Origin of the sequence: Paraburkholderia sp., from assembly GCF_026225065.1 — a bacterium.
Lineage (GTDB): Bacteria > Pseudomonadota > Gammaproteobacteria > Burkholderiales > Burkholderiaceae > Paraburkholderia.
Genome location: NZ_JAMFSB010000126.1, coordinates 1 through 21,442 on the forward strand (window position 1 = coordinate 1; position 21,442 = coordinate 21,442).

The 21,442-nt window shown below is 62.1% G+C and carries 20 protein-coding genes, 2 tRNA genes and 2 pseudogenes; 15 read left to right on the forward strand and 9 right to left on the reverse strand.

The features are described from left to right. Nucleotides 1–604, forward strand: a 604-nt coding sequence (locus M0954_RS10080; RefSeq protein ID WP_297352982.1) for an HNH endonuclease, incomplete at its 5' end; no start/stop codon positions are given. 23 nt (nt 605–627) lie between these two features. On the opposite strand, the gene M0954_RS30335 is transcribed toward M0954_RS10080, so the two are convergent. Further along, entirely contained in the window at nt 628–870 is a 243-nt protein-coding gene (locus M0954_RS30335; RefSeq protein WP_367279508.1) for an HNH endonuclease, read from the reverse strand. Nucleotides 871–893: 23 nt separating this feature from the next. On the opposite strand from M0954_RS30335, the pseudogene M0954_RS10085 reads away from it, so the two are divergent. The 3 genes and pseudogenes from M0954_RS10085 to trmB all read left to right on the forward strand — a co-directional run. Next, nucleotides 894–1,697, forward strand: a pseudogene (locus tag M0954_RS10085) (AIPR family protein); the annotation flags it as partial. Nucleotides 1,698–1,944: 247 nt separating this feature from the next. Then, nucleotides 1,945–2,018 (forward strand) — tRNA-Gly (locus M0954_RS10090). A 182-nt stretch (nt 2,019–2,200) separates the two neighbouring features. Beyond that, on the forward strand, nt 2,201–3,022 hold the full coding sequence (trmB, locus tag M0954_RS10095; protein WP_297352984.1) for a tRNA (guanosine(46)-N7)-methyltransferase TrmB: 822 nt from the start codon (nt 2,201–2,203) through the stop codon (nt 3,020–3,022). A 6-nt stretch (nt 3,023–3,028) separates the two neighbouring features. Here trmB and M0954_RS10100 read toward each other — a convergent pair whose 3' ends face one another. The 3 genes from M0954_RS10100 to M0954_RS10110 form a co-directional block, all read right to left on the reverse strand. Beyond that, on the reverse strand, nt 3,029–3,865 hold the full coding sequence (locus tag M0954_RS10100) for an undecaprenyl-diphosphate phosphatase (RefSeq protein ID WP_122153622.1): 837 nt from the start codon (nt 3,863–3,865) through the stop codon (nt 3,029–3,031). A gap of 94 nt (nt 3,866–3,959) precedes the next feature. Continuing rightward, complete coding sequence (locus tag M0954_RS10105; protein WP_123385579.1) at nt 3,960–4,544, reverse strand: DUF1439 domain-containing protein; 585 nt, start codon at nt 4,542–4,544, stop codon at nt 3,960–3,962. Nucleotides 4,545–4,572: 28 nt separating this feature from the next. Next, nucleotides 4,573–4,926: a YkgJ family cysteine cluster protein gene (locus M0954_RS10110; RefSeq protein ID WP_123385578.1), complete on the reverse strand. Its 354-nt coding sequence runs from the start codon at nt 4,924–4,926 to the stop codon at nt 4,573–4,575. A 234-nt stretch (nt 4,927–5,160) separates the two neighbouring features. Between M0954_RS10110 and hemN the strand changes: the two genes are divergently transcribed. Beyond that, nucleotides 5,161–6,546 (forward strand): oxygen-independent coproporphyrinogen III oxidase, encoded by a 1,386-nt coding sequence (hemN, locus tag M0954_RS10115; RefSeq protein ID WP_297352986.1) that lies wholly within the window; start codon nt 5,161–5,163, stop codon nt 6,544–6,546. A gap of 93 nt (nt 6,547–6,639) precedes the next feature. Further along, nucleotides 6,640–6,724: transfer RNA gene (locus M0954_RS10120), tRNA-Leu, on the forward strand. A 184-nt stretch (nt 6,725–6,908) separates the two neighbouring features. On the opposite strand, the gene M0954_RS10125 is transcribed toward M0954_RS10120, so the two are convergent. From M0954_RS10125 to M0954_RS10135, 3 genes are all read right to left on the reverse strand, one after another. Further along, entirely contained in the window at nt 6,909–8,285 is a 1,377-nt protein-coding gene (locus tag M0954_RS10125; protein WP_297352987.1) for an amino acid permease, read from the reverse strand. A gap of 245 nt (nt 8,286–8,530) precedes the next feature. Continuing rightward, nucleotides 8,531–9,778, reverse strand: a complete 1,248-nt coding sequence (locus M0954_RS10130) for an MFS transporter (RefSeq protein WP_297352989.1) — start codon at nt 9,776–9,778, stop codon at nt 8,531–8,533. Between the two features lie 114 nt (nt 9,779–9,892). Next, a complete protein-coding gene (locus M0954_RS10135) occupies nt 9,893–11,323 on the reverse strand; it encodes a PLP-dependent aminotransferase family protein (protein ID WP_297352991.1) in 1,431 nt (476 codons plus the stop codon). A 212-nt stretch (nt 11,324–11,535) separates the two neighbouring features. Between M0954_RS10135 and M0954_RS10140 the strand changes: the two genes are divergently transcribed. The 6 genes from M0954_RS10140 to M0954_RS10165 all read left to right on the forward strand — a co-directional run bounded on the left by M0954_RS10140 (nt 11,536) and on the right by M0954_RS10165 (nt 16,922). After that, nucleotides 11,536–12,675, forward strand: coding sequence for a mandelate racemase/muconate lactonizing enzyme family protein (locus M0954_RS10140; protein ID WP_297352993.1), 1,140 nt, complete (start codon nt 11,536–11,538; stop codon nt 12,673–12,675). A 45-nt stretch (nt 12,676–12,720) separates the two neighbouring features. After that, the gene (locus M0954_RS10145) at nt 12,721–13,761 is read left to right on the forward strand and encodes an ABC transporter substrate-binding protein (RefSeq protein ID WP_122153590.1); all 1,041 of its coding nucleotides are present in this window, start codon (nt 12,721–12,723) and stop codon (nt 13,759–13,761) included. An 80-nt stretch (nt 13,762–13,841) separates the two neighbouring features. Next, the gene (locus M0954_RS10150) at nt 13,842–14,828 is read left to right on the forward strand and encodes a proline/glycine betaine ABC transporter permease (RefSeq protein ID WP_297352995.1); all 987 of its coding nucleotides are present in this window, start codon (nt 13,842–13,844) and stop codon (nt 14,826–14,828) included. Between the two features lie 86 nt (nt 14,829–14,914). Further along, entirely contained in the window at nt 14,915–15,736 is an 822-nt protein-coding gene (locus M0954_RS10155; protein WP_122153588.1) for a glycine betaine/L-proline ABC transporter ATP-binding protein, read from the forward strand. 114 nt (nt 15,737–15,850) lie between these two features. After that, entirely contained in the window at nt 15,851–16,555 is a 705-nt protein-coding gene (locus M0954_RS10160) for a pseudouridine synthase (RefSeq protein WP_297352996.1), read from the forward strand. Nucleotides 16,556–16,733: 178 nt separating this feature from the next. After that, nucleotides 16,734–16,922 carry a hypothetical protein gene (locus tag M0954_RS10165; RefSeq protein ID WP_122153586.1) on the forward strand — a complete coding sequence of 63 codons (189 nt, stop codon included), beginning with the start codon at nt 16,734–16,736 and terminating at the stop codon, nt 16,920–16,922. Here M0954_RS10165 and M0954_RS10170 read toward each other — a convergent pair. After that, entirely contained in the window at nt 16,915–17,922 is a 1,008-nt protein-coding gene (locus M0954_RS10170) for an SDR family NAD(P)-dependent oxidoreductase (RefSeq protein ID WP_297352998.1), read from the reverse strand. The genes M0954_RS10165 and M0954_RS10170 overlap by 8 nt on opposite strands. A 67-nt stretch (nt 17,923–17,989) precedes the next feature. Between M0954_RS10170 and M0954_RS10175 the strand changes: the two genes are divergently transcribed. From M0954_RS10175 to M0954_RS10185, 3 genes are all read left to right on the forward strand, one after another. Then, on the forward strand, nt 17,990–19,021 hold the full coding sequence (locus M0954_RS10175) for a CDP-6-deoxy-delta-3,4-glucoseen reductase (protein ID WP_297353000.1): 1,032 nt from the start codon (nt 17,990–17,992) through the stop codon (nt 19,019–19,021). 332 nt (nt 19,022–19,353) lie between these two features. Beyond that, complete coding sequence (locus tag M0954_RS10180; RefSeq protein WP_297353002.1) at nt 19,354–20,538, forward strand: acetylornithine transaminase; 1,185 nt, start codon at nt 19,354–19,356, stop codon at nt 20,536–20,538. 16 nt (nt 20,539–20,554) lie between these two features. Then, nucleotides 20,555–21,064 (forward strand): GNAT family acetyltransferase, encoded by a 510-nt coding sequence (locus tag M0954_RS10185; RefSeq protein ID WP_133892311.1) that lies wholly within the window; start codon nt 20,555–20,557, stop codon nt 21,062–21,064. A gap of 141 nt (nt 21,065–21,205) precedes the next feature. On the opposite strand, the pseudogene M0954_RS10190 reads toward M0954_RS10185, so the two are convergent. Continuing rightward, nucleotides 21,206–21,442: pseudogene (locus tag M0954_RS10190) on the reverse strand (ABC transporter ATP-binding protein); the annotation flags it as partial.

The following is a 21,442-nucleotide window of genomic DNA, read 5'->3' on the forward strand; positions in this document are numbered from 1 at the left end:
TACGGGATACGCTGACGAAAAACGACGGATTGAGCTTCGTGCGGCATCTCTAGTCCATGCTGACCGCATGCTGAAACGTTGGCGCGATATAGGGGAGCCCGGGTTCGCAGTGCTAACGCCTGAAGATCTTGGAATCTTTCTCAATTTCGGTGGACATGCGGTCGTGGAAATGGAATTGGCCAAATCCTCGATTCCCGAGTGGCTCACGCCCAGCCCTGCGGTTCGCGTCGGGGAATACGGGTTCGCCTCACCAGCATGTCTTCCATCGTCCGCAATGCAGAGGGCGCCAACGCCGAAGCTTCGCATGGAAATCATCAAGCGAGATCGCTTTCGATGTCGAGTATGTGGAAGAAGCCCGACTGACCACACCGATATCGAACTGCACGTCCATCATATTCGGCCATGGGCTATCGGTGGTGCGACTGAGGCGAGCAACCTGATTACCCTTTGCCATACCTGTCACAACGGGCTTGATCCTCACTACGAATACGGCTTGTTCAGATTACTCCCGCGACCAGAATCAGATCGGGCTGCAGCATATCGGGATAGGATCTCGGCATACCACCAGCAGTTGGCGAGAGGCTGGAAGGAAGACGATCTTTGACCCATTCCAGCTGGCCAGCATAATCAGTGCTTTCTCCGTATTGTTGCTAGTCGCTCAGCCAGCAACTTTTCCACTTTTTTTGAGTTCTTACCGAAGTGCGCCTCGCGATGGTGGTTGGCGCACAGCCCAATGACGTTATCCATAGTGTCCGGACCTTGATTGGCTAAGCTAATAATATGGTGCGCCTCGATGTATCGCTTTCCGTTTGGCAGTAGAAATCCTTCTTGACCACAATATTCGCACTTACCATTCGCCCGGTTGAGCACGGCCGCGCGTAAACAACGGCGTCACGGTGGTGGCAAGTCGTGCAGTTCAGGGCGGCAAAATCTTGACAGTTGAGGACCCACAGATTGTCAACGGTCAGCAGACCTCGACGGAGATCTTCAACTACTTTCACGGGGCGAACACAGACGCCGACGAAAGATGCGTCATGGTCCGGGTGATCGTAGCAAATGAACCAGCCAGCCGTGACAGAATCATTAAGGCCACGAACAGCCAAACTTCGATTCCAGCTGCGTCTCTGCGCGCTACGGAAAAAATCCACCGTGACATCCAAGAATTTTTGGTCCCTTTTTCAATCTACTATGATCGTCGAAAGAACTCGCAAAAGCAGCTTGGCAGACCTATCGACAAAATCATAAGCATTGCGCTCATGGCCCAAGCTATGATGTCCATTGTTCTCCAGCGACCCGACGATGCCCGTGCCCGCCCTTCGTCACTTATCAAGAAAGATGAGGATTACAACCGCATTTTTAGCGCAAAGCTGCCGATACAAATCTATCTGGTTGCGGCAACGATCGTGAAAACTGCGCAGGCAAGTCTTCGTGGACGCGAGGACCTGGCGCCCAAGGACCGAAACAATTTGTTATTTTACGTGGCGATGCACGCCTCCGCGGCGCTCGCGGGCGTCTCGGCACCCAGCTCGGACCAGTTGGCCACCATTGCGCCAGGGTCAATCACGGACGTGATGATGAATGCAAGTATTGCAACTGTGGAACCGATTTACCGGCAATTGGGCGCGAACGATCAGACAGCAAAGGGCACTCAGTTCCTCGCAGCGTTGAAAGCGAAGCTTTCAGAACAGTTTCCTTGAATCTAGCAGGCTGCTGTTGCCCGTCGTTAGTCCGCTACCTATTCTCGCGAACGCTGGTGGACATAGCGAACCCCGGCTCTGAGACGAGCCACACAGGCCATTGAGGGACGAAATGGATCTGCTGGCGTCGAAGCGCTCATTGCGCCGAGATGCCAGCAAGAATTTCCGAAGTGGATACACTTTTCACGCCACTGAACACGATTCCGGCTCCCCAAATCCCTCAAACCCCTGTAAGATAGCGCGCTCTGCGGGCGTCGTATAATGGTAATACCCTAGCTTCCCAAGCTAGAGCCGTGGGTTCGATTCCCATCGCCCGCTCCACATTCAGCTGACCCTCAGCGGAATTCCAGCACGAGAGCCGCCTCCACGAAGGCGGCTTTTTTGTACTGGCCGTACTGACGGGACGGCGGTCACTGCCGGCTATCGATGCAGTCGCGCCTTCCGGTGCACGCAATGCCGCCCTTACCGCCTTTACCTTGCCGCTACCGTTGTAGCCATCGAAGATGACCCACGATCCGAACCAAGCCGACCTGCCCGGCGAAGCGAACCACGAACCCTCCGCAACTTCGGCCGACGGCGCGGTAGGCGACGCGAACGAATCGAACGAATCGAACGAATCGAACGAGTCGAACGAGTCGAACGAAGCGTTGCGTTTCCGCCGTATCCGCAGCTTCGTCACGCGCGCGGGGCGTGTCTCGACCGGTCAGCGTCGTGCAATGGACGAATTCGGTCCGCGCTTCGTGATTCCGTACGAACCGCAGCAACCCGACTGGAACGCGGTGTTCGGCCGCGAAGCCGCACGCGTGCTGGAAATCGGTTTCGGCATGGGCACGACCACGGCCGAAATCGCTGCGCATCGCCCAGACGAAGATTTCCTCGGCGTCGAGGTCCACGAGCCTGGCGTCGGCGCCTTGCTCAAGCTGATGGGCGAGCAACAACTGTCGAATATCCGCATCATCCAGCACGACGCCGTTGAAGTGCTCGAGCAGATGATTGCGCCGGAAAGTCTCGACGGCGTGCACATCTTTTTCCCCGATCCTTGGCACAAAGCGCGTCATCACAAGCGCAGGTTGATTCAACCGAAATTCGTCGCGCTACTCGTCTCACGTCTGAAGCCCGGCGCCTATCTGCACTGCGCCACTGACTGGCAGAACTACGCCGAGCAGATGCTCGAAGTGCTTGGCGCGGAACCCGCGCTCGAAAACACGGCAGACGGCTACGCGCCGCGCCCCGACTATCGTCCGGTGACGAAATTCGAGCGCCGCGGCCTGCAGCTTGGTCACGGAGTCTGGGATCTGGTGTTCAAGCGGCGCAGCGGCAGCTGACAAGCGTCACTCGGACCAGTCCAGTAGATCGCTGTATCCCACGACAAGGACCAGCAAGCCAAACCCGATCCGGTACCACGCAAACACCGTGAAATCATGGGCCGCAATGTAGCGCAGCAACCAGCGCACGCATGCGAAGGCGCTCACAAACGCCGCGACAAAACCAAGCGTGAACATCCCCAGCGCATTCGCCGACAGCAGATGCCAGCTCTTGACCAGCTCATACGCCGTCGCGCCGAAAATAATCGGCATGGCGAGAAAAAATGAGAACTCGGTCGCCACCCGTCGCTCCAGACCGAACAGCATGCCGCCGACAATGGTCGAGCCCGAGCGCGACATCCCAGGGATCAGCGCGAAACACTGCGCGAGGCCTACTTTGAGGGCGTCCAAAGGAGTGAGCGCGTCGACCGATTGCACACGCGGCGGCACGGCACCGCGTGCGCGCTGCCGCCCTTCGGCCCACAGGATGATCACGCCGCCCACCACCAGCGCGAATGCGACCGGCACGGGTGAAAACAGCGCGTCCTTGATTGCCTTTTCGAACAGCAAACCGAGTAAGACCGCAGGGATAGTCGCGATGACCACGTTGAGCACGAAGCGGCGCGCGTCGGGCCGCGCCGGCAAGCCAGTCAGAACGTCGCCGATCCGCCGTCGATACTCCCAGCACACCGCCAGAATCGCGCCAAGCTGGATCACGACATCGAAGGTTTTGGCGTGCTCTCCCGTGAAATCGAGCAGGCTGCCCACGACGATCAGATGGCCTGTGCTCGATACCGGCAAAAACTCGGTCAGGCCTTCGACGATGCCGAGTATCAACGCCTTGCAAGCGAGCAACCAGTCCATCTATTCCCCCTCATCGCCAACAGTTGTCGAATCAGGGCTTGCTAGGCGCACGGAACACAAGCGGCGCACGGCGGCCCTGGCGGCCGCGCGCGCGTCATTTCTCGACGATCTGCACGCGTATGCCGTTTGTAAGGATAGTGATTGTACCGGGTTCGTAGTTCACGCCGGCAAATTGCAACTGATCCGGCTTGAAGGTGTAGATAGGATAGTTGGTCAGCAACTGGGTCGCGAGCAGCGCGGCGGCGGCATTGATCTGCTGCGTGTAGGCCTGAGCCCCGCCACTGACGTTCACGCTATCCACGTTCGGTGATTTCAGCACCACGGATTTGCTGGCCTCGTCATAGGCCAGTTCACTCGACAACGTGAACACGCCATCCACCGGCTCCTGCAGGAACGGGCTGGCGAGGTGTGCGTCGAGGCGGATCGAGACGCGGTTGGTATCCGGCAGGAAGCCGACCACCGGGTTGGCCAGCTGAACCTGGAACACCTGCGAGATGGTGCGCTGGTAAGGGAATTTGCGCTGCACGGCCTCTTGCACCTGCTGCTGCGAGAACGTGTAGTGCGACGGGATGAACGGAAACGTCGAGGCCGCACAAGCCGCCAGCGACACCGTGATGCCCACCGCCGCAGCGGCCATGAGCAGGAATCCGCGCCGGGTCGGCGCAACGGGTTGGGTCATGCAAGTTCTCCGGTCCAATGCAAAGTTCTTATGCCATTCCCATGCAACGGGTTGCGGTTGAAACAGCCCCGTTGCGGGGATCGGATGGCACGGCGGGTTGCGTCAGCGTTTCGAGCTGGGTGAGCCAGGTGAGCGCTTCAGTACGCGTCGTGCCGCACATCTCGCCCTGCGGTTGCAGACCGGAGCAGCACGCCGGCCGTTCGGGCTCGCCGAAGATCGCACAACGCAGATCGTCGCCGAGCTGGATGCAACGCACGCCCGCCGGCTTGCCGTGCGGCATGCCCGGGATCGGGCTCGAGATCGACGGCGCAATACAGCACGCCCCGCAATCCGGGCGGCACGCATGACCGGCTACATTGAACGGAGATTCGACAACAGTCACCAGACTCTTCCTGAAACGCCCTACGACCCACTGAATGCGCGCCCGCGGCACGCCAACCCTGCATTGTGCCATTGCACGGCGTGCGACCTTATTACGCAAGGCTGGTCCGGAGCGCTCCCGTAAACTGGACTGCTACTTAAGGCCACGCTCAAGAGGCGCCTGTCACGTTCCACCCGGTCTTGCCGGTCCACAGGTGTCTCCGTACTTCCCGGCGTGGCGTCCACCGAGCTGCCCATGACCACCGCCGACACCCTCTTCCGTCCCGACCTGCTCGCCAGGTACAGCGCAAACGGCCCGCGGTATACGTCCTATCCGACCGCACTTCAGTTCCGCGACGATTTCGAGCACGCCGACTATCTGCGTGCCGCGGCTGATCCAGGCGCATCGGCAACGGATCTCTCGCTGTACTTCCACATCCCGTTCTGCGACACCGTGTGCTTCTACTGCGGCTGCAACAAGATTGCAACGAAGAACCGCGCGCGTGCCCGCCCTTACCTCGAGCGACTCAAGCGCGAGCTCGCCTTGCAGGCCGCCTGCTTCGATACCGCGCGGCCGGTTTCGCAACTGCACTGGGGCGGTGGCACGCCCACGTTTTTGTCGCACGATGAGATGAGCGAACTGATGGCGGCCACCCGCCAACACTTCTTGCTGAGTCCTGACGCGCTGGGTGAGTTTTCAATCGAAGTCGATCCGCGCGAAGCATCCACCGAAACCATCGCCCATCTGCGCAAACTCGGCTTTAACCGGCTGAGTCTCGGTGTGCAGGATTTCGATCCGATGGTCCAGCAGGCTATCAATCGCATCCAGCCGCTCGAGATGACCGCCTCGGTGATGCAGGCCGCACGCGCCGTGAGCTTTCATTCGATCGGCGTCGATCTGATCTACGGCTTGCCGCATCAGACGGTCGACAGTTTCAGCCGCACGCTCGACACCATGCTGGCGCTCGCGCCGGATCGGCTGTCGGTGTTCGGCTATGCGCACATGCCGAAGCTATTCAAGATGCAGCGTCAGATGGACGCCGCGGCGCTGCCCTCGCCCGAAGCGCGTCTGGCGATCCTCAGGCTGGTAGTCGAGCGTTTGACGGGCGCGGGATATGTGTACATCGGCATGGATCACTTTGCGTTGCCTACCGACGAGCTGGCAATCGCGCAAGCCCAGCGCAGCTTGCATCGCAATTTCCAGGGCTACAGCACGCGTGCGGAATGCGATCTGATCGGCTTTGGGGCGTCGTCGATAGGCAAGGTGGGGGACGTCTACGCGCAGAACGCCAAAGACCTGGCAGACTACGACGCCGCGATCGACGCCGGGCACCTCGCGCTCACGCGCGGCGTGCGCCTGACCGCCGACGACCGCCTACGCCGTGACATCATCACGCAACTGATGTGCAATCTGGAACTGCGCTTCGATGAATTCGACGCAGCGTATGGCATCCGCTTTGCCGAGACGTTCGCGCCGGAGCTGGAACGCCTGCGCGAGTTTGCCGAGGATGGACTGGTGTCGATAGGCGGTGGCAAGCTCGAAGTGCTGACAGCCGGACGGATGCTCGTGCGCAACATCGCGATGGTGTTCGACCGGTATCTCAGGCAGCAAACCATGGAGCGGTTTTCGCGGACGGTTTGAGGCAGTTGGCGCGCAACTTGCCCGGAACCGCAATTTCGGCCATAATCTGCGTTTCCCGCCGCGTGCATCCTTTGCGCGCGTGTCGCAAGACAAGCCCAGGTGGTGAAACAGGTAGACGCAGGGGACTCAAAATCCCCCGCCGCAAGGCGTGCCGGTTCGAGTCCGGCCCTGGGCACCAGTACTTCCTCCCGCATTACTCCCCCAAAAGCCAGGCAGTTCGTAGAGGTTCGCTTGACGCGTTCCAAAGCGGATAACGATCCACATCTTGTCTTCCACCTTCTACGTGGCGAGGCAGCGGTCGGCGTTGTGCTGCGCATGAAGGCGCAGCACAACAGTGAGTCCATCGAGCGCCACCCCAACCATCATCGCGTAGCGCCAACACTCGCCCCCGCCCGCCGCCGCTTCACCACATAACCCATCCACATCACCAGCAACCACACCGGCACCAGCCACACCGAAGCCGACAACCCCGGCGTCATCGCAAGAATCACGAGAATCATTGCCATGAACGCAAGGCAGATCCAGTTGCTGACCGGAAACCAGAACGACTTGAACACCAGCGTCTGCTCTGCCGCCACCATCGCCTTGCGCGACTTCAGATGCGTGAGGCTGATCAACGACCAGTTCAGCACCAGCGCGGCAACTACCAGCGCCATCAGCACACCGAGCGCTTCAGAAGGGATCAGGTAATTGATGATCACGCAGGCGAATGTCGCCAGCGCGGACAAGCCGATCGCCAGATACGGCACACCACGACGATCGACCTTCATCAGCGCGCGCGGTGCATTGCCCTGCTCCGCGAGGCCATAAAGCATGCGGCTATTCGCATACACACCGCTGTTGTAGACCGAGAGCGCGGCCGTCAGCACCACGATGTTGAGGATATTCGCCGTAAGCGTCGAGCCGATCTGCGAGAAGATCATCACGAACGGACTGCCGCCGGCAGCCACCTGATTCCACGGATACAGCGACAGCAGCACCACCAGCGAGAGGATGTAAAAAATCAGAATCCGGTAGATCACCTGATTCACGGCCTTCGGAATGCTCTTGCGCGGCTCATCCGCCTCGGCCGCCGTGATGCCGATCAGTTCCAGACCACCGAAGGAAAACATGATCACGGCCAGCATCATGAAGAGCCCATGAAAACCGCGCGGAAAGAAGCCTCCGTCGGCCCACAGGTTAGTGATCGACGCTTGCGGACCACCGTGGCCGCTAATCAGCAGATAGCCGCCGAACAGGATCATGCCGATCACCGCCACCACCTTGATGATCGCAAACCAGAACTCAGTCTCGCCGTAGGCCTTCACGTTCGCCAGATTGATCGCGTTGATGCCCACGAAGCACACCAACGCCGATAGCCAGGCAGGCACACCGGGCCACCAGAAATGCACGTAGGTCCCCACGGCCGTCAACTCTGCCATGCTGACCAGCACATACAGCACCCAGTAATTCCAGCCCGACAGAAAGCCGGGGAAATCGCCCCAGTACTTGTAGGCAAAGTGGCTAAACGAACCCGCCACCGGTTCTTGCGCGACCATCTCGCCGAGCTGCCGCATGATCATGAATGCGATGATGCCGCCAATCGCGTAGCCAAGAATCATCGACGGGCCGGCCGCCTGCAACACGCTAGCTGAACCAAGGAACAAGCCGGTGCCGATCGCCCCGCCCAGCGCGATAAGCTGGATGTGACGATTTTTCAGCCCGCGCTTCAGGCCCTCTTGCTGCTGTGGACTATTCAAAATTGCGCCTCAGTGTGTCTCTGTGTACGGATATCGGTCACCCGGACAAACGTGCGGTCTGACCCGGCAAAGCCAAATATTTTAGCCTGTCCGATGTGACCCACGCACTGGGACGAGCCCGCGACGCGCGGCGCGTGCGGTTCAGCACGACGTGGCATGCGTGGTGAGTCAATCGCAATACTCACCACGCAACCGTGCACGGCGTCGCTACGCATACGCTATCGCCGCCGGATCCTGCAGGCAAGTTACCCCATCGCCGCCCCGTCGGGAACCGCTTCGAGCCGCGCTGCTGGCGACCCCACAATGATCAGCGCCTGCGCGAGAAAAGCAGCGGCTGCCATCACCAGACACACCTCCATTCCCCAATGCCCGCTGACCCCAGCGCCCAGCAACGCGCCGAGCGGCCGCGCGCCATAGGTTGCCGTGCTGTTGATGGCCGAAACACGTCCCATCATCCCATCGGGCGTGATGGCCTGGCGCAAGGTGGTCGAGCCGACCACCCAGAGAATTGGCCCCACACCGAGCAGAAAGAAGCTTAGCATTGCCAACCAGAACGACGGTACGATCAGCGTTGCCACCATCACGAGAGAAGCGAGCAGTCCGCAAAACGGACCAATCGTCAACACGCGCCCAAACCGCAGCCGCTGCGCAATCGACGGTGCCGCCAGTGCCCCGCACACCATGCCGACGCCATACGCACCGAGCGTCACGCCCACGGCCGACGCCGTCAGTCCAAGCCGGTGCACCGCATACGGCACATACACCGCCTGCAACATGAAGAAGCCGAGATTGAAAAACACGGCCGTGGCGATCATCGGACGCAGTAAGGCATCACGCAACACGAAGCGGGTACCGTCGCGCAGTTCGCGCAAGAAGTGACGTTGCCCGGTCAGTGCGCGCGGCGGCTCACGCAGCCCTGCCAGCAGTGCGACCGCCAATGCCGACAGTCCGGCCGCGCAGCCATAAGCCCAGCCCGCGCCGATCCAGCCCACCAGCATGCCGCCGAGCGCAGGCCCAGCGGAATACGCGACGCTGCGTGCCAGTTCGAGCCGCCCATTCGCGGCTGCGAATGACTCGCGCGACACCAACGACGGCACCAGCGATGGCGCCGCCACGTTGTACGCCACCGTGCCGGTCGCGCCGAGACATCCGAGCGCAGCGAGCCAAGGCAAGGTCAATTCATGCGAGATCACCAGCAGCAGCACGCTCAGCATGGCGATCACGCGCATGCCTTCAGCGAGCGCCATCAAGGTCCGGCGCGAGCGACGATCGGCCCACACCCCGAACGGAATCGACAGCAACAGGAAGGGCAACGTCTGGGCAGTCTGCAGCAAACCCGTTTCTCGCGCGCTTGCACCGAGCGCGAAAACTGCAACGAGCGGCGCAGCAGCGAGGCTGATCTGCTCGGCCGACTGCGCAACGAGATTCGACCACGCAAGCCGCTGGAACGCGGCCGGTAGTCTGACGGCGGGATGGGGGAAAGGGACACGCATTGATGACCTCCTGTTTCAAGGAGGTCATCGTCGCGGTTTGCGGCGGGCGGTACGCTCCGCTTCTTGCGCTGTTATTCGTGTAACTGGTGTGACGTACCCGCTACGGCCTGGCGCTCATGGCGCATACAACGACGCCATCCCACTCTCAAGCCCGTGATCGAGCGTAGTGCGAATAATCGACAACCCTCGCAACAGCGCTTCGCGCGACGGAGCACCCGTCATGCACACCCGAATCGCATGCGGCGCCGCATTGCGTCCAATCACAAAACTGTCAGCAGTCTTAACCAGCACTCCCTCGTGCCGTAACGCCGCAGCAAACTCCGCGGCACGCCACGGTTCAGGCAGCGGCAACCACAGATGCGAACTCGTCGCCGCGTGCCGGTAGGCGACCCCATCGAGCACTTCGTTCGCTACTTCGTGCTGCGTTTCGATATGCGCGCGCTGCAAGCCATTCAACCGCTCCATCTCGCCGTTTTCAATCCAGCGTGACACCACTTCGGCCATCAATGGCGCGGTCATCCAGCAGTCGCTGCGAATCACCGCCGCGATCTTCGAACACCATGCAGGCGGCGCTTGCAGATACCCTACCCGCAACCCCGGCGCGACCGATTTCGACAAGCCCGCAATCAGAAACGACTGATCCGGCAAACGCGTCGCGAGCGGCTCAGGCGGCGCCTCGAGCAACATCGCCGGTACCAGGTCTTCGATAAGCAGCACACCGTGTCGCTGCAAAATATCGGCGACGGTATCGCGCCGCTCGCTCGACATCGTCGCAGTGGTCGGATTGTGGATGGTGGGCACGCAAAAAATCGCGCGCGGATGAAGCGACTTGCACGCCAGTTCGAGCGCAGCGGGCACAAGACCTTCGGCGTCGATCTCGACCCCGACCAGGTGCAGCCGCAGTTGCCGCGCCAACGCAATGATCCCCGGATAGCTGACCACTTCGGCCAGCACGGTATCGCCCGGCCGGGCGACCGCGCGCAGCACCGAAGCCAACGCATGCTGCGCGCCTTGCGTAACCAGCACGCGCGACGCGCTCGCCGGACTGCCGGCGCGTCCCAGCCATGCCGCGCCCGCCAGCCGATGCCGCATCGAGCCGGCTTCCGGCGCGTATTGCAGCAACTCAGCGGCAAGGCGTTCGTCGTTGGCGATTTCACGCAGCGTGACGCATAGCGCCGTTGCTTCACCCGTCGATTGCGGCACGTTCTGGCCGAGATCGATCAAGGCCGGCGCTGGCGGCATCCCAGGACGTAACGCGCCACGCGCGGTGGTACCCGACGACATCTCACGAGCCCGCGCCTGCGCCACATACGTGCCGTCGCCGACGCGCGCGTTCGCCAGCCCCTGCCGTTCCAGCTCCGCATACGCACGGCTGATCGTGCCGGTGGTGACGTGCAATTCGCTGGCGAGCGACCGGTGCGGTGGCAGCTTTTCGCCCGCCGGCAGTTGGCCGTTGAGGATGGCCTGCGCGAAAGCTCGCGCAATGACCTGGTATTTTGGATCGCTGCCCGCTTCGATCCTGGGCAGCCACGCGTTCATCGCCATAGTGCGACGGTCTCCTTCCTGTTTCCTTCCCACTGGCATCGAGGCCATGGGTGTCATTCGCATCATACGCATTCAATCGCACGACATTGCATGCAGTCATTTACTTTAATTGAAGCGATTGAGTTGCTCGTGCCACGTCCATAGCATGACGTCATTCCTAATCCAATCGCGCCGCCTCATGCGGCATTGCGGCATTCGTCCCAGGAACGCCCATGAGTTTTGAGACACCTCGCATCAGCCGGATTGACATCACGCACCACCAGCTGGAGCTCGATCCGCCGTTCCCCGCCTCCTGGGATAGCCAGCCGCGGCGCAAATTTCCCGCCACCATCGTGCGCGTTCATGACGACGCAGGTCACGTGGGCATCGGCTCCGGCGATGCGATGTACGGCTTCGCGGACTACCAGCACCTGTTCGTCGGCACCGATCCGCTCGCCCTCGGGCGCCATAGCGCTGTGCTGGACAACATCGGCTTTCACGCCGGCCGCCCGTGGCCGCTCGATATCGCGCTGTGGGATCTGGCCGGCAAGATTCGCGGCGAACCGTGCTGGAAGATGATGGGTGGTCGTAGCAACCGCATTCGCGCCTACGCTTCAGGCGGCGTGCACCGGCATCCCGACGAGATGGCCAAGATGGCGCTGCAGGTCGCCGAGCGCGGCTTTCCGGCGCTCAAAATCCGCTTCGGCCGTCCAAGCCTCGCCGACGATTTCGACGCGCTCGCCGCTGTGCGCGATGCGGTAGGCAACCGTCTTGAACTGATGGTGGACTGCAACCAGGGCTGGCGCATGCCGTGGGACACAGCTGCGCCGTGGTCAGTGAGCGAAGCGCTCGAAGTCGCCCGTGAGCTCGAAAAACACGGCGTCTACTGGATGGAGGAGCCGCTGCATCGCGGCGACTATGACGGCCATGTCGAACTGCGCCGCAGCACCGGCATGCGCATCGCCGGGGGCGAGATGACCCGCGAGCGCTACGAGTTCGATCAGCTGCTCGCACGCGATTGCCTCGACGTGTTTCAACCCGACGTCGCCTGTTCGCTCGGCATGGAAGGACTACGCAAGCTCGCGCAGGCGGTCGAAGCGCGCGGCAAGGTGTTCACGCCGCACACGTGGGGCAACGGCATCGGACTCGCGGCCAATCTTCATCTGACGGCGGGCGCCGCATCGGCGCCCTTCATCGAGTTCCCCTGCGACCCGCCGGAATGGTCGATCGAGCGCCGCGATTTCATGCTGACGCAACCCATCGACGTCGACAGCGAAGGCTGGCTCACGCTCTCCGACGAACCGGGTCTCGGTCTCGCGCTCGACGAGGCCGCGCTCGCAGCGACACAGAGTTCTAGCAGTACCTACGCCTGACGCCTCTGCCGAGGCACAAACTAAAAACCAATTGGAGACAAGACAATGCAGATGAAAACCTGGATGCGCACAGCTTGCGTGGCGCTCGCCGCGGGCGCCCTCTTTCCGGCCGCCGCGCACGCGGGCACCTGGTGCTCAAGCGGCAAGACCGTGCGCTTTGCAGGCGTCACTTGGGAAAGCGGCTCGTTCACCTCGGAAGTACTGCGCTATATCGCCGAGAAAGGCTACGGCTGCAAAACGGATACCGTGCCGGGCAGCACCGCCGCGACCGAAACGGCCCTCGCGCGTAACGACCTGCAGGTCTGGGGCGAACAGTGGACGGGTCGCTCGGAAATCATTGCCAAAGGCGTCGCGGACGGCCAGGTCAAGTTGATCGGCGATACGCTGCCGGGCGGCACCAACGAAGGCTGGTACGTGCCGGAATACGTCGTCAAGGGCGACCCCGCGCGCGGCATCAAACCGGTCGCACCGAACCTGACCTCGGTCGCCGATCTGCCGAAGTACAAGAATCTCTTTGAGGACGACGAAGAACCGGGCAAGGGCCGCTTCCTGAATTGCCCCGCTGGTTGGGACTGCGAACGCGTGAACACGCGTCTGCTGAAAGTGCTCAATCTCGACGACAGCTATACGAACTTCCGCCCCGGCACCGGCGCGGCGCTCGACGCGGCCATCTCATCCGCGTATCAGCGTGGCAAGCCGATCCTGTTCTACTACTGGGAACCGGCGGCGCTGATGGCCAAATATAAGTTCGTGCAACTGAAGATGCCGCCGTTCAACGCCGATTGCTGGAAGACGCTGCGTGCCGATAGCAGCACCTCGCAGTGCGCGTCATCGTATCTGGTCTCGCATCTGAAGGTCGGTGTATCGACGCCGTTCTATCAGGCCGAGCCCGAGATGATGGCGGCCTTCGGTAAGGTCAGCTTCTCGATGGACTTCCTGAACCAGACCATCCTCGAGATGACCAGCAAGAAGATCGACGGTCCGACGATGGCGAAGCAGTTCCTCCATGACCATCCGGAAATGTGGAAACCGTGGGTCCCGAACGACGTGGCCCAGAGAGTCCAGGCCTCGCTCGCAGGCGCCTGATTCTCCGACGAACTCACGACGCTTTGCGCTGAACGGCTGACGCCCTACGTCACCCGTTCACGCACATCGGAGGTTTGATCATGCATTCTTTTTTTCTGCATCTGTCGATTGCCGACTGGGTGAACGACGTCGTCCAGTCGTTCGTCACCGCGCACGGTGACAGCTTCCACAACTTCAGCATCGCACTGCTGCGCTATCTGCTAGTGCCGCTCGAAGGCGCGCTGCGGGCCACGCCCGCGTGGATGATCCTGCTCGCGGTCGGCGCGATCACGTGGAATGCGACGCGGCGTCTGCCGATCGCTGCATTCTTCGTGCTGCTGCTGTATGCGATTGGCTGCTTCGGGCTGTGGGACAAGCTGATGGAGACGCTCGCGCTGATGCTGGTGGCGACCGTGCTGTCGGTGGTGCTCGGCGTGCCGCTCGGCATCTTCACGTCGCGCAGCGCGTTTCTAAGGCGGATCCTGTTGCCGGTGCTCGACATCATGCAGACGCTGCCGAGCTTCGTGTACCTGATCCCCGTGCTGATGCTGTTCGGCCTCGGCAAGGTGCCGGCGATTCTCGCCACCATCATCTATGCGCTGCCGCCGCTGATCCGTCTGACCGATCTCGGCATCCGTCACGTGGATGCCGATGTGGTCGAAGCCGCCCGCGCCTTCGGCACCACACGCTGGCAGTTGCTGGTCAACGTGCAGTTGCCGCTCGCGCGGCCGAGCATCATGGCCGGCATCAACCAGACGACGATGATGGCGCTGTCGATGGTGGTGATCGCCTCGATGATCGGCGCACGCGGACTCGGCGAGGATGTGCTGGCGGGCATCCAGACGCTCGATGTCGGCAAGGGCACACAGGCCGGGATTGCGATCGTGATTCTGGCGATTGTGATCGACCGCATCAGTCAGGGGTATGGACAGGACCGCCGCACGCGGCGACTGCTGGCGTTGCGCCGCAGGGCGAAGTCGGTGTCGCGCGTGCCGTACAAGGTCGCGGCAACCGAGGCGGATACGGACGGCGCGGATAGCCACGGCGAAGCGGGTCAGAGCGGGCTCGAAACCCGTGCGGCGAAGTAGTCGTCAGGCTCAGCAATCCGGCCACGGCTACCGCCACGGAATCAGAGAAGCGACAACCACCCTGCATGGGACCGAAGGAGACAGACATGGCAGCGATAGAAGTAAAGCACGTGTACAAGCTGTTCGGCCCCGAAACCGGGCACGCGCGCGTGCTCGACCTGCTCAAAAGCGGTAAGGGCAAGGCCGATGTGCTCAAGCAGACCGGCTGCAACGTCGGCTTGAACGATGTGAGCCTGAACATCGGCTCGGGCGAAATCTACGTGATCATGGGCCTCTCAGGCTCCGGCAAGTCGACGCTCGTGCGTCACTTCAACCGGTTGATCGAGCCGACCGCGGGCGAGATCGTGATCGACGGCTCGGACGTCATCAAGCTCAATCCGCAGGGCCTGCGCGAGTTGCGCCGTTACAAGGTCAGCATGGTGTTCCAGAACTTCGGCCTGCTGCCGCACCAGACCGTGCTCGACAACACAGCCTACGCGCTGCGCACTCGTGGCGAGGGCAAAGCCCAGGCCAACGAGAAAGCGCGCACGTGGCTCGGCAAGGTAGGCCTCGACGGCTACGGCGAGCACTATCCCGACGAGCTATCGGGCGGCATGCGTCAGCGCGTTGGGCTCGCCCGGGCGCTCGCCGCCGACACCGACGTGCTGCTGATGGACGAAGCGTTCTCCGCGCTCGATCCGCTGATCCGCACCGAAATGCAGGACCAGTTGCTGCAGTTGCAGGCGACGCTGAACAAAACCATCGTGTTCATCACGCACGATCTGGACGAGGCGCTGCGCATCGGCAATCGCATCGCGATCCTGCGTGACGGCACGCTGGTGCAGGAAGGCACGCCGGACGAGATCCTCACTCGACCGGCTGACGATTATGTACGGCGTTTTGTGGAGCGGCGCGCGGGCGTGCAGTAAAGGTAAAGCAGTCAGGGTGGCGACGCGCGCCGGGTAGAATGCACGCGAATATACGCGAGGCGGCGGACTACACGGTCCGTCGCCAGCATGTCGCCCTGCCGTTCTCTCGCCCCCATGAATCTCGAAAGCGTTCTCTTCACCCAGGGTTTCGGTTCACGACGTCAATGCCGCACGCTGATCGCCGACGGCCACGTGACGATCGACGGCGCACTCCACGCCGATCCCGATGCCGATGTCTCAACCGAGACGCTCACCTTTAGCGTCGACGGCATCGCCTGGCCGTACCGCGAGCACGCATACCTCTTGCTAAACAAACCCGCCGGTTACGAATGCTCGCGCGAGCCGCAGCATCATCTGAGCGTGTTCAACCTGCTGCCGCCGCAATTCGCCGAGCGCGGCGTGCAATGCGTCGGCCGGCTCGACCAGGACACCACCGGCCTGCTGCTCCTCTCCGACGACGGCAAGTTCGTCCACGCCTTCACCTCGCCCAAACGCAAGGTGCCCAAGGTCTACCTTGCGACCACTCGCCATCCGCTCGACGAGGCGCAACTCGGCGCGCTGCGCGAGGGCGTGCTGCTGCATGGAGAGCCCAAACCGATTGCCGCCGTCAGCGCGAACGCGCGCGGCGAGCACGCGCTCGAACTGACCGTGCTCGAAGGTAAGTACCACCAGGTCAAGCGCATGGTCGCCGCGGCCGGCAACCGCGTCGAGGCGTTGCATCGTGAGCGGATCGGCGGCCTCGGCTTGCCCGCGACGCTGGCCGTCGGCGCATGGCAATGGCTTGACGAGGCCGACCTCGGATCTTTACGGAGCGGGTAAACCGGTAATCGCTCGGTCGTGGGCCCCAAAGCCCCGTGGCATCTGGCACCTTGGGCGTGGCAACGCACACACGACCGTCGATACCCCTCCTTTTGCGCTGCGTCGCAGCATGCCCTTCTGAAAAAGTCGCTCTATACTCGATTAAACAACGACTACAAAGGTTTCAGGGAGGTGTGCCATGGTCATCAATTCTTCGTTCGAGATGCCGGCCGCGATGTTTGGTTTGATTTGTATAGCGGCGGTCCTGGTCGCCGCTGTGCTGGTCGTGATACGCCTGCGGCACAAGTATCATCCGAGCCTGATCGGCGCTCTGATCGGCGCGGTATTGTGCTTCCTGCTGCTGGAAGCGCTGCCGGCTCTCACCTGAACCGCAGAAAATCCGCGACCGTCGGATAGCGCAGTTGCACTCGCAACTCGCGCTTCATCCGCTCGTTCACAAGTCGCCGCGATTCGCGCATGAACGACAGCATCATCGGCTCGATCTGGGTTTCGGCTTGCGCACGTGTGATGCGTGGCGCTCGCTCGAGACCGTACGCGTCAGCCACCAGATCGAAGTACTCGCCCATTTTCAAGGTCGTGTCGTCCGACGCGTGGATCACCCGCCCGCGCCGCCCGAGTCTCATCATGCGCACCAGAATCGCGGCAAGATCGTCGGCGTGGATATGGTTGGTGTAGACATCGTCGGCATCCACCAGCGCGGGCGTGCGTTTTTCGAGCCGCGCGAGCGGCAGGCGATCGCCCGCGTAGATACCGGGGATGCGCGCGATGCTCGCGGCGAACGTGCCGCGGACGGTGGCGCGCCGCAATTGCCGCTCGGCCGAGACGCGCCGTTTCGCCCGAGCGTTGGCCGGGTGCACCGTACGCGTCTCGTCGATCAGCGCACCGCCGCAGTCACCGTACACCCCGGTCGTGCTGGCGTAGACGATGCGCACGGGCGGCCGCGCAGCGGCGGTGCGCCGTACCCTGTCGGGTACAATATCGGCTGCTTCCCGCTCCATCCATGCACCGCGAAGATGGCGCAGACGCGCTACCGGCGCCACTGCACTGCGTGCGGGCCGGATGCGGCGCGCGCTTAGAGCGCCAAGCAACGCACGCGTGCGGCGGTCGTCGTCGCCGGTTTTTTGCGGTGGGGCCAGATGCAGCACGGTCGGCGCGAGGCCCGCGAGCCGCTTCAGACTGCGGCGGCTATCGAGATCGCCGATCAGCGGCGTTACGCCCGCTGCGCGCAATTCGGCGCTACGGGCCGGCTGGGTGGTCAACGCAAACAGATGCGCGCGTGGCTGCAAGAGCGCGACGCAACGCATGCCGACATCGCCGCAGCCCACAATGAGCACGCGCGGGCGGCGCAAGTTTCGTGTGGCTTTCATGGTGGACGCATTGTAGCCGTCAAGGGCGGCTCGCACCGATTACCGACTCTCAGAACTCGAACACGCTATGGCATTTAATGTAACGCTCCGGCAAAGCGGCCGGCAGTTTCAGGTAGAACCCGATGAACCCGTGCTGATTGCGGCCCTGCGCCAAGGTGTCGGCCTGCCGTACGGCTGCAAGAACGGCGCATGCGGCTCCTGCAAAGGCACCGTGGTCAGCGGTGAAGTCGAGCAGCGCCAGCATTCTTCGTCGGCGCTGTCGAACGATGAAAAGACCCGTGGCATGGCGCTCTTCTGCTGCGCGACGCCGTGCACCGACCTCGAGATCGATATCCGCGAAGTCGCGGGTGTCGGCGACGTGCAGGTCAAGAAGCTGCCGTGCCGCGTGAACGCCATCGAGCGCAAGGCTGACGACGTCGTCGTGCTGAAACTGCAATTGCCAGCCAACGAGCGTCTGCAATACCTCGCCGGCCAGTACCTCGAATTCATCCTGAAGGACGGCAAGCGCCGCAGCTATTCGATGGCGAATGCGCCGCACGTGGAAGGCCCGATCGAGCTGCATATCCGCCATATGCCAGGCGGTGCGTTCACCGATCACGTCTTCAGCGCCATGAAAGAGCGCGACATCCTGCGCTTCGAGGCACCGCTCGGCACCTTCTTCCTGCGTGAAGATTCGGCCAAGCCGATCGTGCTGCTCGCCTCCGGCACCGGCTTCGCGCCGCTGAAGGCGATCGTCGAACACGCGGTATTCAAGAATCTCGACCGGCCCATGACGCTGTACTGGGGCGCGCGCCGCAAGAAAGACCTCTACTTGCTGGAGCTGGCCGAGCAATGGGCGCGTGAGATCCCGAACTTCAAGTTCGTGCCCGTCCTCTCCGAGCCGGACCCGAGCGACGCGTGGACCGGCCGCACCGGCTTCGTTCATCGCAGCGTCATCGAAGACCTGCCAGACTTGTCGGGTTATCAGGTGTACGCCTGCGGCGCACCGGTGATGGTCGAATCGGCGCAGCGCGATTTCACGCTGCACCACGGCCTGCCGGAAGACGAGTTTTATGCGGATTCCTTCACGAGCGCAGCCGACCTCGCGAACCCGGTTTAACCAGCGAACATCGCCCGGCGAAACGTCGCCCATATGAAGTGCATGGCGGGTTTGCCGTCTGCGGCGGGACAAAAAAATCCGCCGCAGACGAAATTCATGGTTTACACCGGCGCTCGCGTTGTCGTATTCTTTCGCGCATGAACCGCATCCAGTCCGAACTCCGACGTCGCCGCTCGCTGCTCCCTTAGGGACGCCGCCGGCTTTGTCACGGATTCGCGCCAGACAGGCGCATGTAGTTCGAATCATGAAAGCCACGGCATGCCGTGGCTTTTTGTTTTCTTCGTCCCCTTTTTACTGTTCCTTCACCCCTGCAACGCCCGGAGCCTGACGCCATGAATTTCAATGAGTACCCCGTCGAGTCGCTGATGTACATCACCAACCGGCCCGAGATCGTTTTCACGCACGGCAAGGGCTCGTGGATCTACGACAACACCGGCAAGCGATACCTCGATTTCATCCAGGGGTGGGCCGTCAACAGTCTCGGGCACTGCAACGAAGGCATGATCGAAGCGCTCAACAAGCAGGCGCAATTGCTGATCAATCCGTCGCCGGCGTTCTACAACGGCCCAATGGCCCAGCTCGCGCAACTGCTCACCGAGCATAGCGTCTTCGACAAGGTGTTCTTTACGAACAGCGGTGCGGAAGCAAATGAAGGCGCGATAAAGCTCGCCCGCAAGTGGGGCAGGAAACACAAGGACGGCGCTTACGAGATCATCACGTTCGATCACAGCTTCCACGGCCGTACGCTCGCCACCATGTCGGCAAGCGGCAAGCCGGGCTGGGACACGATCTACGCACCGCAAGTGCCGGGTTTCCCGAAGGCTGACCTGAACGATATCGCGTCGGTGGAGAAGCTCATCAACGGCAAGACCGTAGCGGTCATGCTCGAGCCAATCCAGGGCGAAGGCGGCGTGATTCCTGCGACGCGCGAATTCATGCAGCAATTGCGCGCGCTGACGCAGAAGCACAACCTCCTGCTGATCGTCGACGAAGTGCAAAGCGGCTGCGGCCGTGCCGGCACGTTGTTCGCGTATGAGCTGTCGGGCATCGAGCCGGACATCATGACGCTCGGCAAGGGGATCGGCGGCGGCGTGCCGCTCGCGGCGCTGCTTTGCACGGCGGCGGTCGAAGTGTTCGAAGCGGGCGACCAGGGCGGCACCTACAACGGCAATCCGCTGATGACAGCGGTCGGCTACTCGGTGATCTCGCAACTGACCGCGCCGGGTTTCCTCGAAGGCGTGCGGGCACGCGGCGAGTATCTGCGCGCCAAGCTTCTCGAACTGTCGGAAGAGCGGGGCTTTGAAGGCGAACGCGGCGAAGGGCTGCTGCGCGCGCTGCTGCTCGGCAAGGACATCGGGAACCAGATTGTCGAGAAGGCCCGCAACCTGCAGCCGGACGGCCTGCTGGTGAACGCAGCGCGTCCGAACCTGCTGCGCTTCATGCCGGCCCTGAACGTGACCAACGAAGAAATCGACCAGATGATGGCAATGCTGCGGTCGATTCTCGACACCCTGTAATTCGCCTGGAGTGCATATGACGACAACGACGGCCACACCACTCGCGATTCGCTGCTTCGAAGCCGGCGATACCGATGTCGTGGTCGCGTTGTGGCAAGAAGCGTTTCCCGAGTACCGGGACGTGACGAGGCCGCAGCGCAACCCGCATCTGTCGATCGCCAACAAGATGACGACGCAGCCGGAGCTGTTCTTTGTCGCCGAAGTCGACGGACGTGTGGTCGGCACGGTGATGTCGGGCTATGACGGCCATCGCGGCTGGATGTATTCGCTCGCGGTGGATACGGCGTATCGACGGCATGGCATCGGCAAGCGGCTGGTCGCACATGCAGAGGCGGCGCTGACCGCGCGTGGCTGTCCGAAAGTGAATCTGCAGGTGCTCTCGGCGAAGGAAGATATCCGCGCGTTTTATGAGGCACTGGGGTATCGGGCGGATGCTGTGATCAGTATGGGCAAACGGCTGGGTGAATTCGCAGACGCCGCCGCGCCTGTGCTGCCAGCAGAGACAACGTCACCGTCCGCTGCTTAGTGCCGGCTGGTTGACCGCCCGCGTCACCCTCGTTAGTGAGGTGCGTCGGAAATAACAAAGGCCGCATGCATCAAACGATGCATGCGGCCTTTTCTCGCGCTGGTCAGAGTGGCTGTTTCAACCACTCATTCCGTTCAGCGCTTATTCACCGAGGTAAGCAGCCCGCACCTTCGGATCATCGAGCATCTGCTTCGCGTCACCGGACATCGTCACCAGCCCCGAGTCCATCACGTAGCCGCGATTCGCCGCCTGCAGCGCGAGACGTGCGTTTTGCTCGACCAACAGCACGGTCATGCCTTCAGCCGAAATCGCCCGCACCACTTCGAAGATCTTCTCGACCATGATCGGCGAGAGACCCATCGACGGTTCGTCGAGCAA